At 41.8% G+C, this 24,731-nt stretch carries 21 protein-coding genes; 10 read left to right on the top strand and 11 right to left on the bottom strand.

Annotated features, from left to right (window positions below; all coding sequences use genetic code 11):
- Positions 1 to 10: 10 nt before the first annotated feature.
- The 6 genes from A7968_RS08705 to A7968_RS08730 are packed head-to-tail and all read right to left on the bottom strand — an operon-like array spanning position 11 to position 6,979.
- On the bottom strand, positions 11 to 925 hold the full coding sequence (locus A7968_RS08705; protein ID WP_064666191.1) for a hydroxymethylglutaryl-CoA lyase: 915 nt from the start codon (positions 923 to 925) through the stop codon (positions 11 to 13).
- Complete coding sequence (locus A7968_RS08710) at positions 918 to 2,894, bottom strand: acetyl/propionyl/methylcrotonyl-CoA carboxylase subunit alpha (protein WP_064666192.1); 1,977 nt, start codon at positions 2,892 to 2,894, stop codon at positions 918 to 920. Before A7968_RS08710 ends, A7968_RS08705 begins: the two co-directional genes overlap by 8 nt.
- Before the next feature lie 8 nt (positions 2,895 to 2,902).
- Positions 2,903 to 3,673 carry an enoyl-CoA hydratase/isomerase family protein gene (locus tag A7968_RS08715; RefSeq protein ID WP_064666193.1) on the bottom strand — a complete coding sequence of 257 codons (771 nt, stop codon included), beginning with the start codon at positions 3,671 to 3,673 and terminating at the stop codon, positions 2,903 to 2,905.
- 10 nt (positions 3,674 to 3,683) lie between these two features.
- Positions 3,684 to 5,297: a carboxyl transferase domain-containing protein gene (locus A7968_RS08720; protein WP_064666194.1), complete on the bottom strand. Its 1,614-nt coding sequence runs from the start codon at positions 5,295 to 5,297 to the stop codon at positions 3,684 to 3,686.
- A gap of 11 nt (positions 5,298 to 5,308) precedes the next feature.
- A complete protein-coding gene (locus tag A7968_RS08725; RefSeq protein ID WP_064666195.1) occupies positions 5,309 to 6,484 on the bottom strand; it encodes an isovaleryl-CoA dehydrogenase in 1,176 nt (391 codons plus the stop codon).
- Positions 6,485 to 6,544: 60 nt separating this feature from the next.
- A complete protein-coding gene (locus tag A7968_RS08730; RefSeq protein ID WP_016709690.1) occupies positions 6,545 to 6,979 on the bottom strand; it encodes a MerR family transcriptional regulator in 435 nt (144 codons plus the stop codon).
- Positions 6,980 to 7,309: 330 nt separating this feature from the next.
- On the opposite strand from A7968_RS08730, the gene A7968_RS08735 reads away from it, so the two are divergent.
- From A7968_RS08735 to A7968_RS08770, 8 genes are all read left to right on the top strand, one after another.
- Entirely contained in the window at positions 7,310 to 8,491 is a 1,182-nt protein-coding gene (locus A7968_RS08735; protein ID WP_064666196.1) for a thiolase family protein, read from the top strand.
- A 104-nt stretch (positions 8,492 to 8,595) separates the two neighbouring features.
- Positions 8,596 to 10,086: a CoA-acylating methylmalonate-semialdehyde dehydrogenase gene (locus A7968_RS08740; protein ID WP_064666197.1), complete on the top strand. Its 1,491-nt coding sequence runs from the start codon at positions 8,596 to 8,598 to the stop codon at positions 10,084 to 10,086.
- A gap of 112 nt (positions 10,087 to 10,198) precedes the next feature.
- The gene (locus A7968_RS08745; RefSeq protein ID WP_064666198.1) at positions 10,199 to 11,356 is read left to right on the top strand and encodes an acyl-CoA dehydrogenase family protein; all 1,158 of its coding nucleotides are present in this window, start codon (positions 10,199 to 10,201) and stop codon (positions 11,354 to 11,356) included.
- Between the two features lie 10 nt (positions 11,357 to 11,366).
- Positions 11,367 to 12,146 carry an enoyl-CoA hydratase gene (locus A7968_RS08750; RefSeq protein WP_064666199.1) on the top strand — a complete coding sequence of 260 codons (780 nt, stop codon included), beginning with the start codon at positions 11,367 to 11,369 and terminating at the stop codon, positions 12,144 to 12,146.
- The gene (locus tag A7968_RS08755; RefSeq protein ID WP_064666200.1) at positions 12,146 to 13,291 is read left to right on the top strand and encodes an enoyl-CoA hydratase/isomerase family protein; all 1,146 of its coding nucleotides are present in this window, start codon (positions 12,146 to 12,148) and stop codon (positions 13,289 to 13,291) included. Before A7968_RS08750 ends, A7968_RS08755 begins: the two co-directional genes overlap by 1 nt.
- A 4-nt stretch (positions 13,292 to 13,295) precedes the next feature.
- On the top strand, positions 13,296 to 14,186 hold the full coding sequence (gene mmsB, locus A7968_RS08760) for a 3-hydroxyisobutyrate dehydrogenase (RefSeq protein WP_064666201.1): 891 nt from the start codon (positions 13,296 to 13,298) through the stop codon (positions 14,184 to 14,186).
- Between the two features lie 3 nt (positions 14,187 to 14,189).
- On the top strand, positions 14,190 to 14,951 hold the full coding sequence (locus A7968_RS08765) for an SDR family oxidoreductase (RefSeq protein ID WP_064666202.1): 762 nt from the start codon (positions 14,190 to 14,192) through the stop codon (positions 14,949 to 14,951).
- Between the two features lie 476 nt (positions 14,952 to 15,427).
- Positions 15,428 to 15,850 (top strand): DUF6559 family protein, encoded by a 423-nt coding sequence (locus A7968_RS08770; protein ID WP_064666203.1) that lies wholly within the window; start codon positions 15,428 to 15,430, stop codon positions 15,848 to 15,850.
- Between the two features lie 160 nt (positions 15,851 to 16,010).
- Here the strand turns inward: A7968_RS08770 and A7968_RS08775 are convergent, their stop codons facing one another.
- Positions 16,011 to 16,946 (bottom strand): substrate-binding domain-containing protein, encoded by a 936-nt coding sequence (locus A7968_RS08775; RefSeq protein ID WP_084448113.1) that lies wholly within the window; start codon positions 16,944 to 16,946, stop codon positions 16,011 to 16,013.
- A gap of 260 nt (positions 16,947 to 17,206) precedes the next feature.
- Positions 17,207 to 17,644: a DUF4265 domain-containing protein gene (locus A7968_RS08780; RefSeq protein WP_157586693.1), complete on the bottom strand. Its 438-nt coding sequence runs from the start codon at positions 17,642 to 17,644 to the stop codon at positions 17,207 to 17,209.
- Between the two features lie 194 nt (positions 17,645 to 17,838).
- On the opposite strand from A7968_RS08780, the gene A7968_RS08785 reads away from it, so the two are divergent.
- Positions 17,839 to 18,843, top strand: a complete 1,005-nt coding sequence (locus tag A7968_RS08785; protein WP_193330426.1) for a transposase — start codon at positions 17,839 to 17,841, stop codon at positions 18,841 to 18,843.
- A gap of 409 nt (positions 18,844 to 19,252) precedes the next feature.
- On the opposite strand, the gene A7968_RS08790 is transcribed toward A7968_RS08785, so the two are convergent.
- The 3 genes from A7968_RS08790 to asnS form a co-directional block, all read right to left on the bottom strand.
- Positions 19,253 to 20,134 (bottom strand): hypothetical protein, encoded by an 882-nt coding sequence (locus A7968_RS08790; protein ID WP_064666207.1) that lies wholly within the window; start codon positions 20,132 to 20,134, stop codon positions 19,253 to 19,255.
- A 773-nt stretch (positions 20,135 to 20,907) separates the two neighbouring features.
- Entirely contained in the window at positions 20,908 to 22,449 is a 1,542-nt protein-coding gene (locus A7968_RS08795) for a methyl-accepting chemotaxis protein (RefSeq protein WP_064666208.1), read from the bottom strand.
- A gap of 147 nt (positions 22,450 to 22,596) precedes the next feature.
- Entirely contained in the window at positions 22,597 to 23,994 is a 1,398-nt protein-coding gene (gene asnS, locus A7968_RS08800) for an asparagine--tRNA ligase (protein ID WP_064666209.1), read from the bottom strand.
- 287 nt (positions 23,995 to 24,281) lie between these two features.
- Between asnS and A7968_RS08805 the strand changes: the two genes are divergently transcribed.
- A complete protein-coding gene (locus A7968_RS08805) occupies positions 24,282 to 24,716 on the top strand; it encodes an AAA family ATPase (protein WP_064666210.1) in 435 nt (144 codons plus the stop codon).
- The last annotated feature ends 15 nt before the right edge of the window (positions 24,717 to 24,731 follow it).

Consider the following 24,731-nt stretch of genomic DNA (forward strand, 5'->3'; position numbering starts at 1 on the left):
ACTGCTGTTATTACACAGCAGCTTGATTTTTAAGGGCAAGGGAAACCTTGCTTACAGGTTGTTTGTTTAATGCACTACAAATAGCCCAACCAGCCTTAGCCAGTCTTTCTAAATCAATTCCATGCTCAATGCCAAGCCCTTGTAGTAAGTAAACCACATCCTCAGTGGCAACATTTCCTGACGCCCCCTTGGCATAAGGGCAGCCACCAAGGCCTGCAACTGCACTGTCAACCGTTGCTATACCTCGCTTTAAAGCGGTGTAAATATTTGTGAGCGCTTGCCCATAAGTGTCGTGAAAGTGAACAGCTAACAATGACTTATCAATATGAGTTAGAAGTAAGTCTAGTAGCTGATCGACCTTTTTGGCAGTACCCACACCAATTGTGTCGCCAAGGCTAATTTCATAACAGCCAAGTGCTAATAACTTTTCTGTTACCGCCAGCACTGCCTGAGGGTCAATATCACCTTCGTACGGACAACCTAATACGCAGCTTACATATCCGCGTACTCTAATGTTATGTGCTTTGGCAAACGCTAAGACGTCCGTAAAACGTGCAATACTTTCATCAATCGAGCAGTTGATATTCTTTTGGCAAAACGATTCACTGGCTGCAGTAAATATAGCAAATTCTTTAATACCTACAGCATGCGCGGCTTCTGCACCCTTTAAATTTGGGGTGAGGGCAGTGAGATTGCAATCAGGTAATTCAAGTGCGCTAATTACTTCGCTAGAATCGGCCATTTGCGGCACCCATTTAGGTGATACAAAGGCACCAGCTTCAATATCTTTAATACCCGCAGCGGCGAGTGCATTGATAAGTGTAACCTTACTTTGAGTACTTACAGCACTTTCGTTTTGTAAACCATCACGTGCACCGACTTCAACAATACGCACATTGCTTGGTAATTGATTTGAATTACTCATCAGCTGCACTCTCATCGGTGACTATTGCCAACAGCGCACCATGACTTACTAATTCGCCTTCAGCAAAACAATAACTTTGCAGCACGCCATCATGTGGGGCGGTAAGAGTGTATTCCATTTTCATCGCTTCAATGATCACCACGGCATCACCTTTAGTGATTTGGCTACCTACATCCACTAAATGCTTCACAACAGTACCATTGAGCGGAGCTGCAAGTGGCAGTGCATCACTTTCGTGTTCGCTGACATAATGCTTATCAATAATGTCAAAACGGCTTTGTAGCGCCTTATACATCACTGTGATGGTGTTATCATGCATAGCTACATGAGATGTGTGTTTCTCGCCATTTATAAATACACTACAGTGGTTATTTTCAAGGTTGCCAGAGGTTGTATAGTCAACTTCATTAACGTGAATAATATAACCATCAGCGGTTGCTGTCGCCGTGATCTGCTGTTCAACAAATGGAACTGTAATGGTAGTTGCACTGTTAAGTTTAAAACCGGTTAAGTTATCCCAAGCTGAGTATTTATCGTGTTGCTTAAGCGAAGATAAATAGCTAAATGCAGCAATAACTTGGCTAAAATCTCGGTGCTTTTTATCCACTTCAATCAAGGCTTCACCTTGTTCTTCGATAAAGTGGGTATCAGGCGCGCCTTGTTTAAACGTAGGGTGATTAGCAAGTGTATGTAAAAAGCTCACGTTACAGCTAAATCCGGCTAAATGAAATTGCTCAAGTGCAGTACTTAAACGGGCTAAGGCTTGTTCACGGTTTTCATCGTGAACAATAAGTTTTGCGATCATCGGATCGTAAAACGGGCTAATTTCATCCCCTTGCATTACACCGGTATCAATACGTACATATTCTGATTGAGCTGGTATATACAAGCTATTAATGGTGCCAGAGCAAGGAATAAAGTCATTACTTGGATCTTCAGCATAAATACGCGCTTCAAAACTATGGCCGTGTAATTGAATATCAGTTTGCGCAAGTGGAAGCGGTTGACCTGCGGCAATATTTATTTGCCAATTAACTAAGTCAACGCCGGTAACCATTTCAGTTACTGGGTGCTCTACCTGTAAACGCGTGTTCATTTCCATAAAGAAGAACTCATCGCCACACAATAAAAACTCCACCGTACCAGCACCGCGATAATTAATTGCTAAAGCACAACGAACCGCAGCTTCGCCCATTTCTTTGCGTAACGCGTCGCTTAAGCCTGGAGCTGGTGCTTCTTCAATTACTTTTTGATGACGACGTTGTAACGAACAATCACGGTCACCTAAATACACGCAGTTACCATGGTTATCAGCAAATACTTGTACTTCAACGTGGCGCGGTTTATTTACATAGCGTTCAAGTAGCACTAAGTCATTACCAAAGCCTGCAATTGCTTCACGCTGAGCGCCTTGTAGGGCACTGATAAAGTCTTTTGCATGCTCGACAATACGCATGCCTTTACCGCCACCACCAAATGCTGCTTTGATAAGCACAGGGTAGCCAATTTTTTCAGCTTCAGCGTGTAAAAACTCTGGATCTTGTTTATCGCCGTAATAACCTGGCACCAATGGTACATTGGCCGCTGCCATGATCTCTTTCGCACGGGTTTTTGAACCCATGGCTTCAATGCTCGACGCTGGTGGACCAATAAAAGCAATGTTGTGTTGTTCACAGGCTTTGGCAAATTCACTATTTTCAGATAAAAAGCCATAGCCTGGGTGAATACAATCAACACCTGCAGCCAGTGCTACTTTAAGAATTTTATCTGCAACTAAGTAGGAGTCTTTACTCGGTGCTGCGCCAATATGGTAGGCTTCGTCGGCTAATTTTACGTGTTGTGCGTGTTTATCGGCGTCTGAATAGACAGCGACCGTTGTTAAACCCATTTGCTTGGCAGTGCGCATTACCCGACAGGCAATTTCACCACGGTTAGCAATAAGAATTTTTTTCAATGATTGTGTGCTCATGGTGACCCCTATTTCTGCCAATTTGGTGGGCGCTTTTCAAAAAAGGCAGTTAAGCCTTCTTGGCCTTCTTCTGATACGCGAATTTCTGCAATTCGCTCGGCGGTTAAATTAATAATTTGACCGTTAATATCATGGCCTGCCACATCGTTAATTAACTGTTTCGCAGCGCGTACCGCTACAGGGCCATTATCTAGTAAGGTTTCAAGTAGTTGATCAACTGCACACTCTAACTTGCCAGTAACTTGATGAATAAGGCCAAGTTGTTTCGCCGTATGAGCATCAAAAATTTCAGCGGTTAAAAAGTAACGACGCGCGGCGCGTTCGCCAATTGCACGGATCACATAAGGGCTGATGACCGCAGGGATCAGCCCTAATTTGACTTCGCTTAAACAAAACTGTGCGTTGTCTTGGCAAATTGCAATATCGCAACAAGCGATCAAGCCAAGTGCACCACCAAAAGCGGCACCTTGTACGGCACAAATTGTAGGAAGCGGGCTCGTGGCTAATACATGCATCAGCTTGGCAAGTTGCTTTGAATCAGCGAGGTTTTCACTGAAATCATTATTTGCCATGGATTTCATCCAATTAAGATCAGCGCCAGCAGAAAAATGATCGCCTTCTGTTCTTAATACCAGTGCTCGTACGTCTAAGCTATTAGCGTGTTCGATGCATTGGATCAGCTCTTGAATTACTTGCTCGTTAAAGGCATTGCGTTTTTCAGGGCGACTTAAAACGAGTACAGCCACATTTGATTTAGTTATTTGTAGTGTTACTGACATGGTCAATTCCTTACATTCTAAAGACGCCGAATTGTGAATCACGTTGTGGTGCATTGGCTGCAGCACTCAGTGCTAGGCCAAGTACGTTGCGTGTATCAGCAGGGTCGATGATGCCATCATCCCAAAGCCGTGCACTGGCATAATAAGGGTGGCCTTGTTGCTCGTACTGATCGATTATAGGCTGTTTAAACTCACTGATTTGCTCGTCAGTCATAGTTTGGCCTTTACGGGCTAAACCATCTTGTTTTACTTGCGCCATCACGCCTGCGGCTTGCTCACCACCCATCACTGAAATGCGGGCATTTGGCCACATCCACATCATGGTTGGTTCAAACGCACGGCCACACATACCATAGTTACCGGCGCCATAAGAGCCGCCTATAAGAACGGTAAACTTAGGCACATCAGCACAGGATACTGCCATCACCATTTTAGCGCCGTGTTTAGCAATACCTTCTGCTTCGTACTTTTTACCCACCATAAAGCCGGTGATATTTTGTAAAAACACCAGTGGAATTTTGCGCTGGGCACATAGTTGAATAAAGTGTGCGCCTTTTTGCGCTGATTCACTAAATAAAATGCCGTTATTGGCAACGATGCCAACAGGGTGACCATAAATTTTTGCAAAACCTGTCACTAAGGTATCGCCAAAGTAACGTTTAAACTCATCAAATGAAGAGTCATCCACGGTACGGGCTATGACTTCACGCACATCAAATGGCTTTTTCAGATCAGTACCAACAATGCCGTATAATTCGTTAATGTCATAACGCGGTGCTTTTACTGGCTCTTGGCTAAGTAAAGGAGAAGTAGGGCGTTGATAATTAATTCGTTCAATACATTGGCGGGCAATAGATAATGCATGAGCATCGTTTTCAGCATAGTGATCAGCAACACCAGATGTTTTACAGTGCACGTCAGCGCCACCGAGTTCTTCTGCGGTGACTTCTTCACCGGTTGCTGCTTTTACAAGTGGCGGGCCGGCTAAAAAGATTGTGCCTTGCTCTTTAACGATAATACTTTCATCGGCCATTGCAGGAACATATGCACCACCTGCGGTACATAAACCCATAACTACGGCAATTTGTGGAATACCTTTACCAGACATACGCGCTTGGTTATAAAAAATACGCCCGAAATGCAGTTTGTCTGGAAACACATCATCTTGTTCAGGCAGGTTGGCACCACCTGAATCAACTAAATAAATACAAGGTAGGTGGCATCGCTCGGCAATATCTTGCGCGCGTAAATGCTTTTTAACTGTCAGTGGGAAGTATGTGCCCCCTTTAACAGTCGCGTCATTGGCGATGATCATACATTCAACGCCTTTAACACGGCCAATACCGGCAACTACACCGGCGCATGGAATTGCTTGTTCGTACACACCAAAGGCAGCAAATTGTGAAATTTCTAAAAATGGTGAGCCTTCATCAAGCAAAGTGCTAATGCGCTCACGCACGAACATTTTGCCACGGCTTTGATGGCGTTCGATTAACGCAGCGCCACCGCCTTGGCTGATCTCGTTTACTTTATTACGTAAATCATCCACTAAAGTCGCCATGTTTTTATGATTTTGTAAAAACTGTGGATCGTGAGGATTAACGCTTGATTTCAAAATTGTCATAGCGCTTATCCTTAACGGCTTTCAGTAAATAATTCACGACCAATGAGCATACGGCGAATTTCCGAGGTGCCGGCACCAATTTCATAAAGCTTCGCGTCACGCAGTAAACGACCCGTAGCGTACTCGTTGATATAACCATTTCCACCGAGAATTTGAATCGCATCCAGTGCCATTTTAGTCGCCAGCTCAGCTGCATATAAAATAGCGCCAGCGGCATCTTTACGGGTGGTTTCACCACGGTCACAGGCTTTGGCTACGGTATACACGTATGATCGCGCTGCATTCATTTGCGTGTACATATCGGCAACTTTGCCTTGAATGAGCTGGAACTGGCCAATTGGCGTGTCAAACTGCTTACGCTCATGAATATATGGCACCACAATGTCCATACAGGCTTGCATAATACCTAGCGGGCCCGCAGCGAGTACCACGCGCTCGTAATCAAGGCCGCTCATTAACACTTTTACGCCTTCGTTTAGGTTACCAAGAATGTTTTCTGCTGGCACTTCACAGTTTTCGAACACTAATTCACAGGTATTTGAACCACGCATCCCTAGTTTGTCGAGTTTTTGCGCCGTTGAGAAACCAGGGAAGTTGCTTTCAACAATAAACGCGGTAATGCCTTTAGCGCCGGCATTTAAATCTGTTTTTGCGTAGATCACTAAAGTATGCGCATCTGGACCATTGGTGATCCACATTTTGTTACCGTTAAGAGTGTACTTATCGCCTTTTTTCTCTGCTTTGAGTTTCATAGAAACAACATCAGAGCCGGCGTTTGGCTCACTCATCGCAAGGGCACCAATGTGTTCACCACTGATAAGTTTGGGTAAGTATTTTTCTTTTTGTGCTTGTGTGCCATTACGATTAATTTGATTTACACACAGGTTTGAATGAGCACCATAACTTAAGCCAATAGAGGCACTCGCACGGCTAATTTCTTCCATCGCGATAACATGTTCTAAATAACCTAAACCTGCACCACCTAATTCTTCAGATACGGTCATACCTAATACACCCATTTCGCCAAGTTGTGGCCAAAGTTGATTAGGAAACGCATTATCAAGGTCGGTTTTCTCTGCTAAAGGGGCAATCTCTTGGCTGGCAAAGCTATTAACATGATCGCGGATCATATCTGCGGTTTCGCCAAGGCCAAAGTTCATTTCTTTATATAGTGAAATAGTGCTCATGATTCATTCCTGTGTGAGAGACTGTTAATGAATAGTCTTTTATTAATTGTTTAAACTGGGTTATTCATCTAATTGATTTAAGGTATCGCGACAACGACGCTCAGCGGTTACTAATTCCATCAAGACAACTTTAATGTCATCCATTTGCTGACTGAGATCGGCTTTTTTTTCAGAAATTAAGTCAAGCATGGTCACTAACTGTTTTGCGCTCGATTTATCAGCGTCATACAGTTCAAACAAACGGCCTGTTTCAGCCAAGGTAAAACCTAAACGCTTACCACGTAAGATCAGCTTTAAACGCACTTTGTCACGTTTTGAATAAATACGGGTTTGGCCATTACGCTCAGGTGAAATTAAGCCCTGATCTTCGTAAAAGCGAATTGAGCGGGTAGTGATGTCAAATTCTTTAGCTAATTCACTGATGCTAAAGGTTTGCTCGTGGCTGGCAGGCTCAGCGGCTGAACTTGCAAAGTTTGTTTGATTATCTTGATTCATAGTCTAGTTACCTCATTCGAATAACTCCAATATAAGTGAAGTTTACGTAAAGGTAAAGTGGATAATGGCAGTTATACTTTAGACTAATGCATTTCTAATATAAAACAGGATGTTTACCCGTATTTACAGGTGTTATAGCCCCAGTGTTTGCAAATGGCTACGCAAAAATAAAGATAAGTTTACAGTTTTACTTGCCGCAAAAATCTTGATTTTAGATTTACGTTGGCGTAAACGTAAATATTATGTATGCTCATAGACAAATCAAATTATAAATGAATAGGTGTAGCTCAAACAGTTGTGATTACACCTGATATTAAATGGAGCCTTTTTATGACTACCGAAGCCGTTGTTATTGTAGCAGCAAAACGTACCCCGATGGGCGGTTTTATGGGATCCCTTAGTGATGCATCAGCCACTGAGTTAGGTGCAACCGCCATTGCCAGTGCTTTAGCCGATACTGGTTTAAGTGATACCGCGATTGATGAAGTGATCATGGGCTGTGTACTACCCGCAGGCTTAGGTCAAGCGCCAGCACGTCAAGCGATGTTAAAAGCAGGGCTTGCGCGCAGCACCGGCGCCACCACCATTAATAAAGTGTGTGGCTCTGGCTTGAAAGCAGCAATGCTTGCACACGACTTAATTAAAGCGGGTTCAATTAATAGCGCGGTTGCCGGTGGCATGGAAAGCATGACTAACTCACCGTATTTTATTCCTAAAGCCCGCGGCGGAATGCGTATGGGCCACGGTGAAATAAAAGATCACATGATGAGTGATGGCCTAGAAGATGCTTACGATAACAAAGCGATGGGCTGTTTTGCACAAGACACCGCTGATGAATACGGGATTGGCCGTGAACAAATGGACACCTTTGCACTGGGTTCATTAAGCAAAGCCAATGCGGCGATTGCAAACGGCAGTTTTACAAGCGAGATTGCTCCGCACACAATCAGCGGCCGTAAAGGCGATGTTACCATCAGTATTGATGAACAACCGGGCAATGCCCGTCCTGAAAAAATTCCAGGCCTGCGCGCTGCGTTTAAACGTGACGGCACCATTACCGCCGCTAATTCATCGTCAATTTCAGACGGTGGTGCCGCACTTATTTTAATGAGTGAAACCCATGCAAAAGCGCAAGGGCTAACACCACTGTGTCGTATTGTTGCTCACAGCACCCATTCACAAAAACCAAGTGAATTTACCCTTGCACCGGTAGGCGCTATGAATAGCTTACTTGAAAAAGCAGGCTGGACAACGAACGACGTTGACCTTTGGGAAATTAACGAAGCCTTTGCCATGGTGACTATGCTTGCTATCAACGAGTTAAAGCTTGATGAAAGCAAAGTTAACGTTAATGGCGGTGCCTGTGCACTAGGTCATCCAATTGGAGCAAGCGGCGCACGTATTTTAGTTACCCTAATACATGCATTGAAAAACCGCGGCCTTAAAAAAGGCGTGGCGTCATTATGTATTGGCGGTGGTGAAGCAGTCGCATTAGCTGTAGAAGCTATTTAAAGTTGAACTGTACAAATTAGTTAAATTTAAACTCTCACAGCCGCAGGCTCTTTCAACAATAACTACTGCGGCTTAATTAATTACCCTCTGGGGAGGAGTGCGTTATGCACCAAGTACCATTACTGATCAACGGCGAATTTATCCAATCAACATCAGATCAACTGATTGACGTTATTAATCCAGCAAACCAAGAAGTGCTTGCACAAGTACCTTGTACAACAGACGCAGAAATGGATGCCGCAATTGCATCAGCAAGCGAGACATTTAAAACCTGGAAAGACGTACCAATTACTGAGCGTGCGCGTATCATGATGAAGTACGCAGCGCTGTTAAAAGAGCATCACGATGAACTTGCCACCATTATTTGCCACGAGTTAGGTAAAACATTCGAAGATGCTAAAGGTGACGTATGGCGTGGTATTGAAGTTGTTGAACAAGCAGCGAATGCCCCTTCATTAATGATGGGTGAGACCATGGAAAACGTGGCTCGTAAAATCGATACTTATTCATACATGCAGCCTCTGGGTGTGTGTGCGGGTATTACGCCGTTTAACTTCCCTGCTATGATCCCACTGTGGATGTTTCCACTGGCGATTGTCTGTGGTAACACCTTTATTTTAAAACCATCAGAGCAAGATCCGCTTACACCAATGCGTTTAGCTGAGTTATTCATCGAAGCAGGTGCCCCAGCAGGTGTATTACAAGTTGTTCATGGTACTAAACCACAAGTTGATCGTTTATTAGAAGATCCAGCCGTTCGTGCAATTTCGTTTGTAGGTTCATGTGGCGTAGGTGAATACATTTACTCTAAAGGCACAGCTAATTTAAAACGTGTACAAGCGTGTGTTGGTGCTAAAAACCACATGGTGATCATGCCTGATGCTAGTCGCTCACACGTTGTTAATAACCTTGTGGGTGCTTCTGTCGGTGCGGCAGGTCAGCGGTGTATGGGGATTTCAGTGGCGGTGTTTGTAGGTCAAGCGAAAGATTGGGTTGAAGATATTAAAGCCGGTTTTGCTAATGTTCGTCCAGGTGTATGGGATGACAAAGATGCAGCCTATGGCCCACAAACCTCAGCGGCAGCTAAAGCGCGTATTTTATCATTAATTGAAAGTGGTAAAGCGCAAGGCGCAACCTGCTTAATTGATGGTTCTGACTTTACTGTTGAAGGTTATGAGCAAGGTAACTGGGTTGGACCAACTCTGTTTAGCGATGTCACGACCGAGATGGACTTATACAAAGAAGAAATTTTTGGTCCAGTACTGGCGTGTATGTTTGTTGATTCGCTAGATGAAGCAATTGCCCTTATTAATGATTCACCATTTGGTAATGGCACCTCGTTATTCACCTCAAGTGGTGCGGTTGCGCGTAAGTTCCAACATGAGATTGAAGTCGGTCAAGTGGGTATTAACGTACCAATTCCTGTACCACTGCCATTCTTTTCGTTCACCGGTTGGAAAGGTTCATTCTATGGCGATACGCATACATATGGTAAGCAAGGTATTCGTTTTTACACTGAGACCAAAACCATTACTTCACGTTGGTTTGAAGACGAGATTGCCTCAGGTCCAAACATGAGTATTAATCTTAAATAATTAGTTTCCCATAATAAAAAAGAGGGGTAACGAAGGCACTCCACACACATATTTGAGCCTTCGTTACTCTTCACTAATCTTTTGACAACACATATTTATAAAGAGGTCGCCAATGGACTTTAACTTAACTGAAGATCAACAAGCCTTTGCTGATACGGCGCGCCAATTTGCGCAATCAGAGCTTGCCCCTCATGCAGCAAAATGGGACCGAGAGCATATTTTTCCAAAAGATACCATTAAAGCTGCCGGTGAGCTTGGCTTTTGCGGTTTATACACCCCTGAGGAAGCAGGCGGTTTAGGCTTATCTCGCCTTGATTCGAGCATTATTTTTGAACAATTGGCGATGGGCTGCACTGCAACCACCGCAATGTTGACCATTCATAATATGGCGACCTGGATGATTGCAAGTTTTGGTACTGAGCAAACTAAACAGCAGTACTGCGAGCAATTAGTGATGGGTGAATTATTAGCGTCTTATTGTTTGACCGAGCCTGGTTCAGGCTCTGATGCTGCATCACTAAAAACCAAAGCTGTGCGTGACGGTGATGAGTATGTAATTAACGGCTCAAAAATGTTTATCTCAGGTGCTGGTGAAACTGAAGTATTAGTCGTTATGGCACGCACTGGCGGTGAAGGCGCAGCGGGTATTTCAGCGTTTGTTGTACCGGCTGACGCTAAAGGCGTTGAGTATGGTAAAGCAGAAGAGAAAATGGGCTGGAATGCCCAGCCAACACGACTAATTAGTTTTGCAGATGTACGTATACCGGCGCATAACTTACTAGGCGCTGAGGGTGAAGGCTTTAAGTTTGCCATGCAAGGTCTTGATGGCGGGCGCATCAATATTGCTACTTGCTCAATTGGTACGGCACAAGCAGCACTCGAAACTGCTCGTGAATACTTAAAAGAGCGTACTCAGTTTGGTAAACCACTGGCTGCTTTTCAAGCGCTGCAATTTAAAATTGCCGATATGAACACCGAACTTGTTGCTGCACGGCAAATGGTGCGCTTAGCGGCTTTTAAACTTGATAATAATGACAGCGAAAAAACCACGTATTGCGCCATGGCAAAACGTTTTGCAACCGATGTAGGTTTTACAGTGTGTAACGATGCGCTGCAAATTCATGGTGGTTACGGTTACATTAAAGAATACCCACTTGAGCGTCACGTGCGTGATGTACGCGTACACCAAATTTTAGAAGGCACTAACGAAATTATGCGTGTGATCATCGCACGTCGTATTTTAGCCGAATCAGCCGCTGATATTTTATAAGGAGCCAGTTATGTCAAACCCAAGTATTGATTTAACCATTGAAGGTCACGTAGCGATATTAACTATGTCTAATCCGCCAGCGAATACCTGGACGAAAGACACGTTAATTGCATTAAAAAACACTGTGAATGAGCTTAACGACAATAAAAATATCTATGCGTTAGTGCTCACCGGTGAAGGCGAGAAGTTTTTTAGTGCTGGTGCTGACTTAAATGTATTTGCTGATGGTGATAAAGGTGTTGCCGCCACTATGTCACAAGTGTTTGGTGAAGCTTTTGAAGCGTTAACCGCGTTTAGAGGTGTATCAATTGCTGCAATTAATGGCTATGCCATGGGTGGTGGCTTAGAAGTTGCCCTTGCCTGTGATATTCGTATTGCTGAAGAGCAAGCACAAATGGCTTTACCTGAAGCAAAGGTCGGCTTACTACCGTGTGCTGGTGGCACGCAAAATCTTGCTTGGTTAGTCGGTGAAGGCTGGGCAAAACGGATGATTTTATGTGGCGAGCGTTTAAAAGCCGATAAAGCGCTGCAAATAGGCTTAGTTGAAGAAGTTGTGGCGCAAGGTGAAAGTTTTGCAGCGGCACTTAAACTGGCTAATCAAGTGGCAGAGCAAAGCCCTGTAGCAGTATCTGCCTGTAAATCGCTAATCCAAAAAGGCCGTACACAGCCAATGGCACATGCTTTACCACTTGAGCGTGAATTGTTTGTTGGTTTATTTGATACAGAAGATCAGCGCGAAGGCGTAAATGCTTTCTTAGAAAAACGCAAAGCAAACTGGGTGAACGGCTAATGGTTGACTTAACACAATTAAATTCGCCTGATGCGCCAGTGGTATTTGAAACCGCGGCCGCTGCCAACGGCTCATTAATTGGTTTTGCTACACTTAATGCGCCAAAGTCGTTAAACGCACTCAATTTTGCAATGATCAAACTATTAGAGCCGCAGCTTTTAGCTTGGGCTGAAGATAGCAACATTGCAATGGTCATTATTAAAGGTGCAGGGGAGAAAGCATTTTGCGCCGGTGGTGATGTAGTAAGCCTGCACAACGCTATGAAAAGTGGCGAGCCTGCTGATCTTATTGAAGACTTTTTTACCCAAGAGTATCGTCTTGATCATTTAATTCATTGTTACGACAAACCTATCCTGGTTTGGGGTAACGGGATTGTGATGGGCGGTGGCTTAGGCTTAATGGCCGGTGCTAGCCACCGAGTGGTAACTGAGACATCACGTATTGCGATGCCCGAGCTTACCATTGGTTTATACCCAGATGTAGGCGGCAGCTACTTTTTACATAAAATGCCTGATCACGTTGGGGAATTTTTGGGGTTAACCGCAGCGTCGATTAATTGTGACGATGCCTTGTTTGTTTCATTGGCTGATCATTTTGTTAAAGCTGATAAATATGACACCTTAATTGCGCAGCTAGTTGCAATAAAATGGGGAAAGACCGCTGCTCTTAATCACGAAAAGTTATCTAACCTATTGACTGAATTAGATAATACGTCAGGTCGTATGCCTAAAGGCAATGTAAAAGCGAATTTAGCGACCATACAGCGCTTGGGTGAATTCAGTGCGTTAGCTGATAAAGTTGCCTACATTTTAAACCTTGAAACTGACGATACATGGCTTACTCGTGCACAAAAATCATTGAAGCATGGCTGTCCATTAAGTTGTGCCTTAGTTGAGCGCCAGCTTGCTAATTCAAAAGGCAAGAGCTTAGGTCAGTGTTTTCAAATGGAGCTAGGCATGTCTGTGCGCTGCGGCGAAGTTGGTGAATTTCAAGAAGGTGTGCGAGCGTTGTTAATTGATAAAGACGGCGCGCCTAATTGGCAGTTCAAATCAATAGCAGAGCTGCCTGATGAGCTGGTAGAAAGCTTTTTCACACCGCGTTGGACTGCTGACACGCATCCACTAAAACAACTTACACAAGGATAATGTTATGTCACTTTCTATTGGTTTTATTGGTTTAGGTAATATGGGTGGGCCAATGGCGGCAAACCTTGTTAAGGCTGGCCATCAGGTTAAAGTATTTGATTTAAACCAGTCGGTCGTAAATCTACTTGCTGATAATGGCGCGATCGCCGCGAATGATGCTAAACATTGCGCAACGGATGTTGATGTATTGATCAGCATGCTACCTGCCAGTAAGCACGTTAAGTCGCTTTATTTAGGTGACACCGGTCTTGTCCATGTGTTAGCTAAAACCACATTGGTCATTGATTGCTCAACGATTGATGCTGCATCGGCGCGCGAAGTCGGTGCTGAACTTAGTGAACACGGTATTGCCTTTGTTGACGCGCCAGTGTCTGGTGGCGTTGCCGGTGCAACGGCTGGCACATTGACCTTTATTGTCGGTGGTGGCGATGAGCAATTTGCTAAGGCTCAACCAGTACTTGCTGATATGGGTAAAAATATCTTTCATGCTGGCGATATTGGCGCAGGGCAAGTAGCAAAAATTTGTAATAACATGTTGTTAAGCATTTTAATGGCAGGCACCAGCGAAGCACTACAAATGGGTATTAACAATGGCTTAGATCCAAAAGTGCTCAGCGATATTATGACTGCAAGCTCAGGCCGTAACTGGACCCTTGAGCTTTACAATCCTTGCCCAGGCGTAATGGACACAGCCCCTGCCAGTAATAATTACAAACCAGGTTTTATGGTTGATTTAATGGCTAAAGACTTAGGCCTTGCGATGGAAGCGGCGCAGCAAAGTAATTCATCAACCCCAATGGGTTCTATGGCAAAAAACCTTTATACCATGTTGCAACACCAAGGTGCGGGCAGCGATGATTTTAGCGCCATATTTAAATTATTCTCGAAGGAGTAACAGGTGGAAATTAAAAATAATACCGTGGTGATCACCGGTGGTGCGCAAGGCTTAGGCTTTGCAATGGCGCATAAATTGGCTGAGCTTGGTGCTAATATCGCGTTAATTGATATGCAACAAGATTTATTAGATGCCGCCGTTGCTGAGCTTAGACAACATGGTGTAACTGTAAAATCCTATGTTGCCAATGTCACTGACGAAGATGCGGTGGTAAATACCTTTAATACCATCAATACAGATTTTGGTCATATTGGTGTATTGATAAATAATGCCGGTATTTTACGCGATGGTATGTTTATCAAAGCCAAAGAAGGCAAAGTGGTTGCTAAAATGGCCCTAGATCAATTTAAGTCAGTGATTGATGTAAACTTAACCGGCGTGTTTTTAGCGGGGCGTGAAGCTGCGTGCCATATGATTGAATCGGGTAAAGGCGGCGTGATAGTTAATATGTCGAGTGTGGCTCGTGCGGGTAACATTGGTCAAACTAACTACGCTGCTTCTAAAGCGGGTGTGGTTGCGATGACCACAGGTTGGGCAAAAGAGCTTGGCCGTTTTGGTATTCGTGTTGGTGCCATTGCACCGGGCGTTATTCGTACCAATATGACTGACGCCATGAAGCCAGAAGCCAAACAGCGTATGCTTGCAGTCACGCCAGTAGGGCGCTTTGGTGAGGCAGATGAAATTGCGCATACTGCACAGTACATTATCGAAAATGACTTCTTCACCGGTCGCGTGGTTGAGATAGACGGCGGTATTCGTCTATAACCGAACACGTATTTTTGATTAAAAAGCATAGCTCATATGGGCTGTGCTTTTTTTTTGCTCAAAATTTAGAGTCTAGGAAAAGGTTAGTAACTTAGTTAATAGCTTGCCTTAAAATAATTAAGTTACCAAAATAGGGTTAATTCAGCGTTTACTTATAATAAGTCTCAGATTTACATTGTACTATAAATAACCAGTTGTTGTGGTTTGCCAAATTTTACTGTTGCCACCGTTTTAGTGTATTTGCGCATTTATAAAATCTGAAGCTTAGCTAACTAATTGTTTACATTGGCGTATTTAATAGATAAGGTAAATTCATTGGAATATCTAGTAATGTGTCAGTTTATTAATAAAACAAATGTATTTTCGCGCTAGTTAAAGCGGTAGTCGCACGAATTATAGTCGATTATGGAAGAAACAAAGCGTTGCACTGGGTAAACTGATAAGTGCGTCGTTCAATGACATGAAGGAACAGTGGTATGTTTCAACGTTTTTTTAAAAATCGAAAAATTAAAAAATATGCAAGAAAGTTGCCTCAAGACTTAAAAGCTCATTATGGTTACAAACAACATTACTCAAAAGTGCAAGTAGATTATGCTATTAAGCGTAAGAAATTAGGTAACAGTGGTGCTGTTATTGTCACTGATAATTGCTACGCATATGCAATGTATTGCTCCCCAGAAGAGTTTAAAGAGATCCATGATAACGCAGGTGAAAATTGTGATTATGCTGCGATGCGTAGTGAAATTTCTGACACTCTTTTTAACGGCGCATCCGACTTTTCATTTTCTACTCTTTTAGTCGAATCAACAAATTCAGCTTCTAGTTTCTCAACTGGAGATTTTGGTGGAGATGGCGGAGGAGGTTTCGGTGGGGGAGATGGTGGAGGGGGCGGTGATTAATCGCCACCTAACAAACATTTATTTTAACTCAGCCAAAAAATAAATATTCTTTTCACTTATCTTGTTACGGCCTTAACTCGCTGATTAAAAATAGATTTAGCGCTAGAGCGAAACCGCGCCAAATGTAGGCTTGCATCGTGACCTTATAGAAATATAAGTTTTAGAGATCAAAATCGAGCATCACGTACTTTTGTTTCTCTAGCAGATCTTGGCTAAAGGTTGTATTTAAAAAATCCACTAATAACTTTGCTTTTTCAAGTGATTGCGTAGATTGAGTATTAACAATTAATACTAAAGGTCTTACAAAGCTATACTCGCCACTTTTGATTGTTTGCTCTGTAGCTTTGATACCGTCAACACTTAGGATCCTAATTTTATCTATCGAGTTTTTATCAGTGAACTGTGTAATTGCACCAAATGAATCATAGGCAATTGCATTGGGAAAACGTTGAACTATGCCTAACGCCTGATTGAATTCGTCATACATGTATACGTCTTGCTGTAAAAATAACCCACGGTTACCAGCCACTTTAAATTTAACGGTATCAGTGCCTGGCTCGTTTATATAGTCTAGTTTTAAAAACTCTAAAAACACATCAAATGTGCCATGCTTGACACCTTTACTGAACAGTTGGATTTGATCATCCAATGTTGATTTCGGTTCAATATCGTCGTTTATTTGACTCCATAAAATATATTTCCCCGAATAGATATGGGTTAATTGCTGGGTACTTATATTGGTGATTGGATTTGCTGTATTAGTAAAAAAAACCATACCATCTTGGGCTAAAACGATCTGTTTTAAATAGGGCCATTGCTGTTGTTCAGATTTAGTCAAATAGCGAGAGGCTGCACCTATATCTACCAAATTCTCACCAATGGCTTTGATACCTTGATCGCTACCCATGCCTCGTAATTGCATGATGGTGGTAGATTGTTGATTAAACCTCGCTTTTAATGGCTCAAGCATATGTATTACAGAAGTTGAGCCTGCAATTAAAATTGGTGTGCGTTGTGGTAGTTCTTCGCATACCGCACTCCAGGAGGCGGTAAACAAGCTTGCGACAATTAAAAAGTTTCGGTACATGATCTGCATTTGCTATTGCAATTTAGGTTAACTGTAGCGCAGAACGACAAATTTTAAAGTGTAAAATGAAAACTAAAAGAATAAAAATATAGGTATATATTTTACAAAATTATAGAAACTGGCTTAACAAGATTGAGTGGCGTTGAGAGATAATTGGATCGATATTCATTACGGGAGATAAACCGCCCATTCCACTTCCTGTTAATAAAAAGTGCATGATGGGTGATATGGGGGCTGGAGGAGACCTCAGGTTAACCGATTAGGTGAAATTATTCATCATGCCTCCAGACAGGAAATGCATACTCTAAGCCTTCTTCTTCATAAAAGTCTAAAAGTGGGTCTAGCGCATCGAGATCTAGTTCTGGTGGTACATCGACAGACATTAAAGAAAACTGGTTTAGAGTTTCGACCTTACAGCCAAGTCGTTTGAGCATATCGACGAAAAATGTCGTGTCTATATCATTATTATTCATTACCCAAATTACAGAATGACCTGACTCTTTAATAATTTCGAATTCGAATATATGTGCATTTACTTCATCAGGAGTAGCTGTAAATATATCACCAAATGCCAAACCAGGGATAAAGAAAGGCGTATTAACTAGCTTATAGTTGCCGTTAACTCGCTCACACCAAGCACCTTCAGCACTTACTGGAGGCCAACTATTTTCGATATCTAAAGCGAACATTACTTTTTCGGTAGACACTGAACTTCCTTTTTCACCAACGCTGCTAATCACTCTTAAAGGCTTTTTTAGCTAAATAATTTACACTATAGCATCTAACAAAATTAATAAAATAGAGTAACAAAATAGGACAGGCACTTTTCTTTACGTATTTTTTGCAAAATTCGTAGTATCAACTACTGTTTTTATATACAGATAAACTAAAGTTGATATGTATGACTCGTGCAAGAAAAAAGCTGATTGATTTAGCGTCCACACCTTATTATCACTTAATCTCACGATGCGTTAGGCGAGCGTTTTTGTGTGGTGACGATAAATACACAGGTAAAAACTTTGATCATCGTCGGGAGTGGTTAGTAGAGCGAATAAAGTTTTTAAGTAGTGTATTTGCCATAGAAATAGCAGCCTACGCGATTATGAGTAATCACTACCATCTTGTTGTGAACGTTAACCGGCGCCAAGCACTTGATTGGTCTGATGATGAAGTAATTAATCGTTGGTATCAGCTTTATAAGGGCCATGTTTTGGTTGATCGCTACTTAAATGGAGAGGAATTAGATAAGGTAAGTTTCCTCTTTTTCAATGAGATTATCGCAAAATGGCGAGAAAGACTCTATGACATAAGCTGGTATATGAAAAACCTCAATGAATACATTGCTCGCGAAGCCAATAAGGAAGATAGCTGCACTGGTAAATACTGGGAAGGGCGCTATAAATCACAAGCATTATTAGATGAAACCGCAGTGATCAGTTGCATGGCCTACGTTGATTTGAATCCTATCAGAGCAAACATAGCCGATACGCTTGAAGACAGTGATTTTACCTCAATTCAAGAGCGTATAGCGCATTTCAGAGCTTTCACTATGGACAAAGCTAAAGTAGATCAGCCCCTCAAACAAAAAGATAATATTCAGCATGAAAGTCAGCCATCACAGCTAAAGCCATTTGGTGGTAACCACATCAAAAACACGATCCCTTTTGCCTTAATTGATTACATTGAATTAGTTGATTGGAGTGGCCGTCACATAGATCCAAAGAAAAAAGGGCATATAAAGAAAGCTATGCCAAAAGTGCTACTCACTTTAAATATAGAAGAAGCGCAATGGCTTGAATCAATAATGCGATTTAGGCAACAGTACTCAAATTTCGCAGGCAGTAAACAACGGTTAAAGCTGCACGCGGCAACCAACGATGTCAAATGGTACAAAGGGGTAGGTTAGCACTAAGTTCGTCAATTAATTGAAAAAACAACCTCATCAAAAAAGTAACCGTATTTAGCCAAGCCTTGCTCTGCAGCTTAATATCCTATCCAAGAATGTAAAATTTTTAATAATCATCAAATGGTGAATTTGATAGTGCATATATGTTGGGGGATTAGTAATTTCAAAGAATTTTTGATGTTAGGCAATAATTAAAACATGCCTGTCCTTTTATCATTCTTTTATCACTTCTAAAACTTGACTAGTTGGTAAGCCAAGCTCCCCTAGATAAGTAGTCAAGCCGTTTGTAAATTGATCTACTCCACTAGTAACTTGTCCCTGCGATGTAACTATTATTCGATTTGTCACTTTAGATTTTTCCTTATGTTATAGAGCCATAGAAATCTAACGATTCCAACACCGGCGCAGTTTACTGCGTCGGAGTACTTTGACTTGTTACATTTTTTCTGCGGCCAAATAACTTAATCCAGAGAGCGAATCCTTTATGTTGAAGGCGATACTCACCGAGCTTTGATGGGTTTTTAAGGATGATTTTTCTTGTGGTAAGTGCTTTCAGTGCATCGCTTACCGTATGGTCGTTGCCGGAAAATTTATCACGGATATCACTCTTTTTAATCCACGAATTCATGTTTTCTGCCATTATTTCAAGAACTTCACGATACTCATCAGATTTTATTTGTTCGTTATATAAGCTCTGATAATATCTAGAGCCTATTGCATCTAGTGCACCACCTTGCCTGAATGCACCTGTGCCTACATCGTCTTCACTTATTTCTCCATCTGTATTCGCTTCAAATGCTGAATAGGAGAACTGCTGAATGAAATGAGGATATCCTTCAGAAAGGGTTGAAATCATATTTCTAGCATCTGTGGATATGGTTGTTTGTTCATCATTATGTTCATTACACACTTCCAAGCCGCGATTCACTACATATTTTCGATCATCAGGCTTTAACTCTTTGATGACCAACTGAGTGAAAACTCGCATTGATGACTCATGCGAGACTGTTAGTTTCTCAACAACATCTGGTAACCCTGCAACAATAAACATTACGTTTTCACAACCGTTTTGCTGCAAGAGCTCTGTTACTACTTTGAAGAAATAACCAATATGCAAATCTGGACATGCATTATCTGCTTCGTCCACAACAATCAGGATTCCATCCTTTGCTATTTCGCCATTTTCGGGATTGGTGATCCGTTTTGACGTTTCTGCTAAAGAGTAGGAAAAATCGTCAATAATAAGATCTAAATCATCACTTGCTTGGGCTTTGTCAATACCGGAGTCCATGATTTTCAATCTTTGAACAAATGACCACGTATCACTGAAAAAAGCTCTTACTTTTTCAGCTTTACCTATTTTTTCCAGTTCTCTTTTTAGATTACGTTCAAGAAGTTTGATAAAACTAATAAGCGTCGATTTATTGGATATGACTGTATTAACAACAATAAAGTTGAAATTGTCGTAATCAGAGCTTTTGATAAGCCCTTGTGCGGTTGGTTTTATATAACCGATGAGAGAGGATTTACCTATTCCTCTCTCACCAGTAATCAGAAAATTTGAACTATTGCCGTGCTTAGTTTGATGAAGCCCATTTCGAGGGCTTCGATTTCGGCTAGCCGGCCGGCAAACATACCCGGAGGAACCGGACTATTTGGTTTGAAAGGATTTATTTTTGCCATGTAGCCTAGCTTCCTTGATAAATGTAACATTTACTAGTGCGCTCATCGCGGATATTTTTGCCGGCGGAACGCTTATTTATACAGTTTTAACAAATAACCTAACGCATTACTACCACTAAGTTTTTTAAAGCTTTAAAGGTAAGTTAAATAGAGCAATATGCGCGTGTCGCTCATTTTCATGAATATATGCGCGAAGAGCAGTTTGACCATTCAATTAACTTATATTTAACCAATCCCAATAACCGCTAATCGCTCCAAGCTGTTATTAATTTTTTAAGCTTGGGTTTTGTTGCTCTCAATCACAACCCACGATGATACGTTTAACGCTGTTAACGCTGTTAACGCTGTTACCGCTTACCGCTTAAGGCTTACAGCTTAATTTCAACTACTTTTAAACCCAATTCTAAAACCGCCCCAGTGTTTGCCATTTACATAAATGGGTACCGATAAGTCATGTAAAATTTCACCGGTATCACGTTTGTAGGTTTGTAATAAAAAGCTCTCGGTATGGCTGCCACAGCGGCTGCCGGTGGCATCGTTGAAAATACGTTTAGTGCGGTTGTTTACTAAATCTTGCTGGTAGTTGCCGGTTAGTGGCTGGCTGTAGCGCTTATTGTGGGTAGGGAAGTAGCCTTTTTTGTCGACTGCACCGGCAAACAGGATTTGTTTATTTTCAAGGATCGGTTCTTGAATTGGCGGTAAAACTTTATCGGTTAAGCTGTCGTAGTCGGTACTGTATTTAGTCGGGTTTGTATTAGGTATTTCTCTGTAATCTTGAGAAAACAACTGCTTTTCGCTCAGTTGTGATGTTGCTAGTAGCTCGGTAAATTTAATTGAAATGGCAGAGCTGGCCTCAAGTGCCGCGGCTAAAATAGGTTTAAAGAATGCGTTATGTTCGACTTTATTAAGCTCTCTAAAAATAGTTTCTGATCCCAGTGATAAATTAGAGGCTTGATCTGAGATTGAAGTACTTTTTGTAGACACTTCGGCGAGTAGGTGGCTAATACTAACCACTGAGGTATTAATTTGTGTGGTTGCATTTTGAAAAGCACTGACTGCTTGCTGCATGTTCTCAAGTGTTGAAGATGACTCACTAATATCGTGATTGATTGCTAAAAATGATTGAGTGACATTCTCTAGTTGTTGCTTTACTGACTCACTGCGGGTTGATACTTGCTTCATATCGTCATTTGTTTGCATACTATTAGCATTTATTTCAGTCAACATATCAGCAATTTGTTTAGTCGCTTGATTGGTTTTATTGGCAAGATTACGTACTTCATCGGCAACCACCGCAAAACCTCTGCCTTGTTCTCCTGCGCGTGCCGCTTCAATGGCTGCATTTAATGCAAGTAGGTTGGTTTGCTCTGCGATGGTTTGAATAACTTGGGTAATACTTTGAATATCAGTGGCACTTTTTAATAATAGATCGAGTTGTTTAGACACTTTGTCGATTGAGCTTGATAATGAATCTATTTGTTCTGTGGCCAACTGCAGGCGTTGATCAGCAGAGGTAGATGCTTGTGATGTTTGTATCATGGCTTGGCTAACTGTGGTTATGTTATTAGTCAGCTCGCTACTATTGTGAGATAACGCTTGGGTTGCTTGGCTTACGGATTCACTTTCGCTATAACAGCCGTCAATTTCTTTGGCTAAACTATCAATATAAAACGCCACTTCTGCTGCGCCAATTGCATTGGTTGATGTTGCCTTTGTTATGTTATCTGCAACTTGTGTAATAGCGGCTTGTAACTGAGTGTCTGGCTCTGTGTGAGTTTTTTTAGCAAAAAGCTTTTCCCTAAAAAACATTAATACGCTTAATGCCGTAAGTATTACTAGGCTTGGTAAAGTGAGCTGTGCAAAAAAATACAGTGCCGCAATAGTGAAATAGAAGAATATATAAAACAGTGAGTTTAGATTCATGCCATTGGCCTTTTTTTATTGTAATTTTTAGTCTTGAATATAAAACAGACAAAATCAATTACTAAAAGGTCTTATATGGTTAAAAGTTTGCCATTAAAAAAGCCAACCCTAAGGTTGGCTTTTATAGCAAATTAGCATTCGCTAATTTTAGTAAGTTGCACTGCCTTTAGTACGAGGGAAGGCGATTACGTCACGCACGTTACCCATACCTGTTACATAGGCAACTAAACGTTCAAAACCTAGGCCAAAACCTGAGTGTGGTACAGTGCCGTATTTACGCAGATCACGGTACCAGCTGTAGTCTTCTTTGTTTAAGCCCATTTCTTCTAAGCGCGCATCAAGTACATCAAGGCGTTCTTCACGTTGTGAACCACCAATGATTTCACCAATACCTGGTGCTACAACATCCATTGCAGCAACGGTTTTGCCGTCTTCATTTTGGCGCATGTAGAATGCTTTAATATCACGTGGGTAGTTTTTAATAACTACTGGTGCTTTAAAGTGCTCTTCTGCTAAGTAACGCTCGTGCTCAGATTGTAAGTCAACACCCCATTCAACGGCGTATTCAAATTTCTTACCACAGCTTTTAAGAATTTCGACTGCATCAGTGTAATCAACTTGTGCAAAGTCTTTCTCAACAAATTCTTCAAGACGGGTAATGGCTGTTTTCTCAACGCGTTGCGCAAAAAACTCCATATCGTCACGGCGTTCTTCAAGTACCGCTTTGAACACATACTTCAGCATGTTTTCAGCCAATTTGGCGATATCTTCTAAATCGGCGAAAGCAACTTCCGGCTCGACCATCCAAAACTCTGCCAAGTGGCGTGAAGTATTTGAGTTTTCTGCACGGAAAGTAGGGCCAAAGGTATAAATTTTTGACATTGCTGAGGCGTAAGTCTCACCATTTAACTGACCTGATACCGTTAGGAATGCTTCTTTACCGAAGAAATCTTCGCTGTAATCAACATCGCCTTTATCAGTACGCGGCAGGTTTTGCATATCAAGTGTTGATACGCGGAACATTTCGCCCGCACCTTCACAGTCACTTGCAGTGATGATAGGCGTGCTGATCCAGTAATAACCTTGCTCATGGTAGAAACGGTGAATAGCTTGCGCTAAACAGTTACGTACGCGTGTTACCGCACCAATCATATTGGTACGTGGGCGAAGGTGAGCGTGCTCACGTAAATACTCAATGCTGTGGCGTTTTGCCGACATTGGGTATGAATCTGGGTTTTCTACCCAGCCAAGTACCTGTACGCTATTTGCTTGAATTTCGAAAGATTGACCTTGGCCTGCTGATTGTACTAAAACACCGGTAACTGACACAGAGCAACCGGCTGTTAGGCTAGTAACTTCATCATAATTATTAAGTGAATTAGGTACTACCGCCTGAATAGGATCAAAACACGAACCGTCATGAACGGCTAAAAATGAAATTCCTGCTTTTGAATCGCGGCGTGTACGGATCCAGCCTTTAATTGTTACTTGGCTGTCTACCGCAACCTTGCCTTTTAATAGCTCTGAAATCGCTAAGTGGCTCATCTTCACTCCAATGATATAAGTTGCCTACATTAATATGTGCGCTATTGCACTTGAACGGTGTATCTTACCTTTGAATGTAAAATAAAAAAACATTCAAAGGTAACTCTTTGCTTATTCTTTTGCATTTTTATGATTTTTTGTCGTTAAAAACCCGTCACTTTAATTTTTCGTGATAAAAAACAACTTAGATCATAATTTAAAGGTGATTTTCACTGCGATCAAAACCGGTTTTGTGGCATTATGTGAAATTACGATATTTAAACTAACTTGCTAAACATATAGGTATTATGAAACAAGTCTTTATTTTACGTGGTTTACCAGGGTGCGGTAAGTCTTATTATGCGCAAAACCTAGCTGATGAAATGGTAGCGGGCGATCCAAGCCAATACTTAATTTGTTCGACCGATGATTATTTTTATAATGAACAAGGTGACTATCAGTTTGATAAGTTCAAACTGTCGCAATACCACAATTTAAATTTAGCCCGTTTTATAAATGCGTTAGCGCAAGAAATCCCACTTATTATTGTTGATAATACTAACATCAAAAAATGGGAATTTATTGCTTATAGCCAAGCTGCGGTTGCACTGGGCTACCAAGTTAAAGAAGTGATAGTGGGTGAAGTGAAAGATAAATCAATGCAACACCTTTACGCCAAGCGTAATAGTCATAATATTCCATTAAAAATGATCAGCAAAATGGCTTACATGTTTGAGTGGTAACACTCACCCAAACTG

The organism is Pseudoalteromonas prydzensis, from assembly GCF_001661495.1.
GTDB classification, from domain to species: Bacteria; Pseudomonadota; Gammaproteobacteria; order Enterobacterales; family Alteromonadaceae; genus Pseudoalteromonas; species Pseudoalteromonas prydzensis.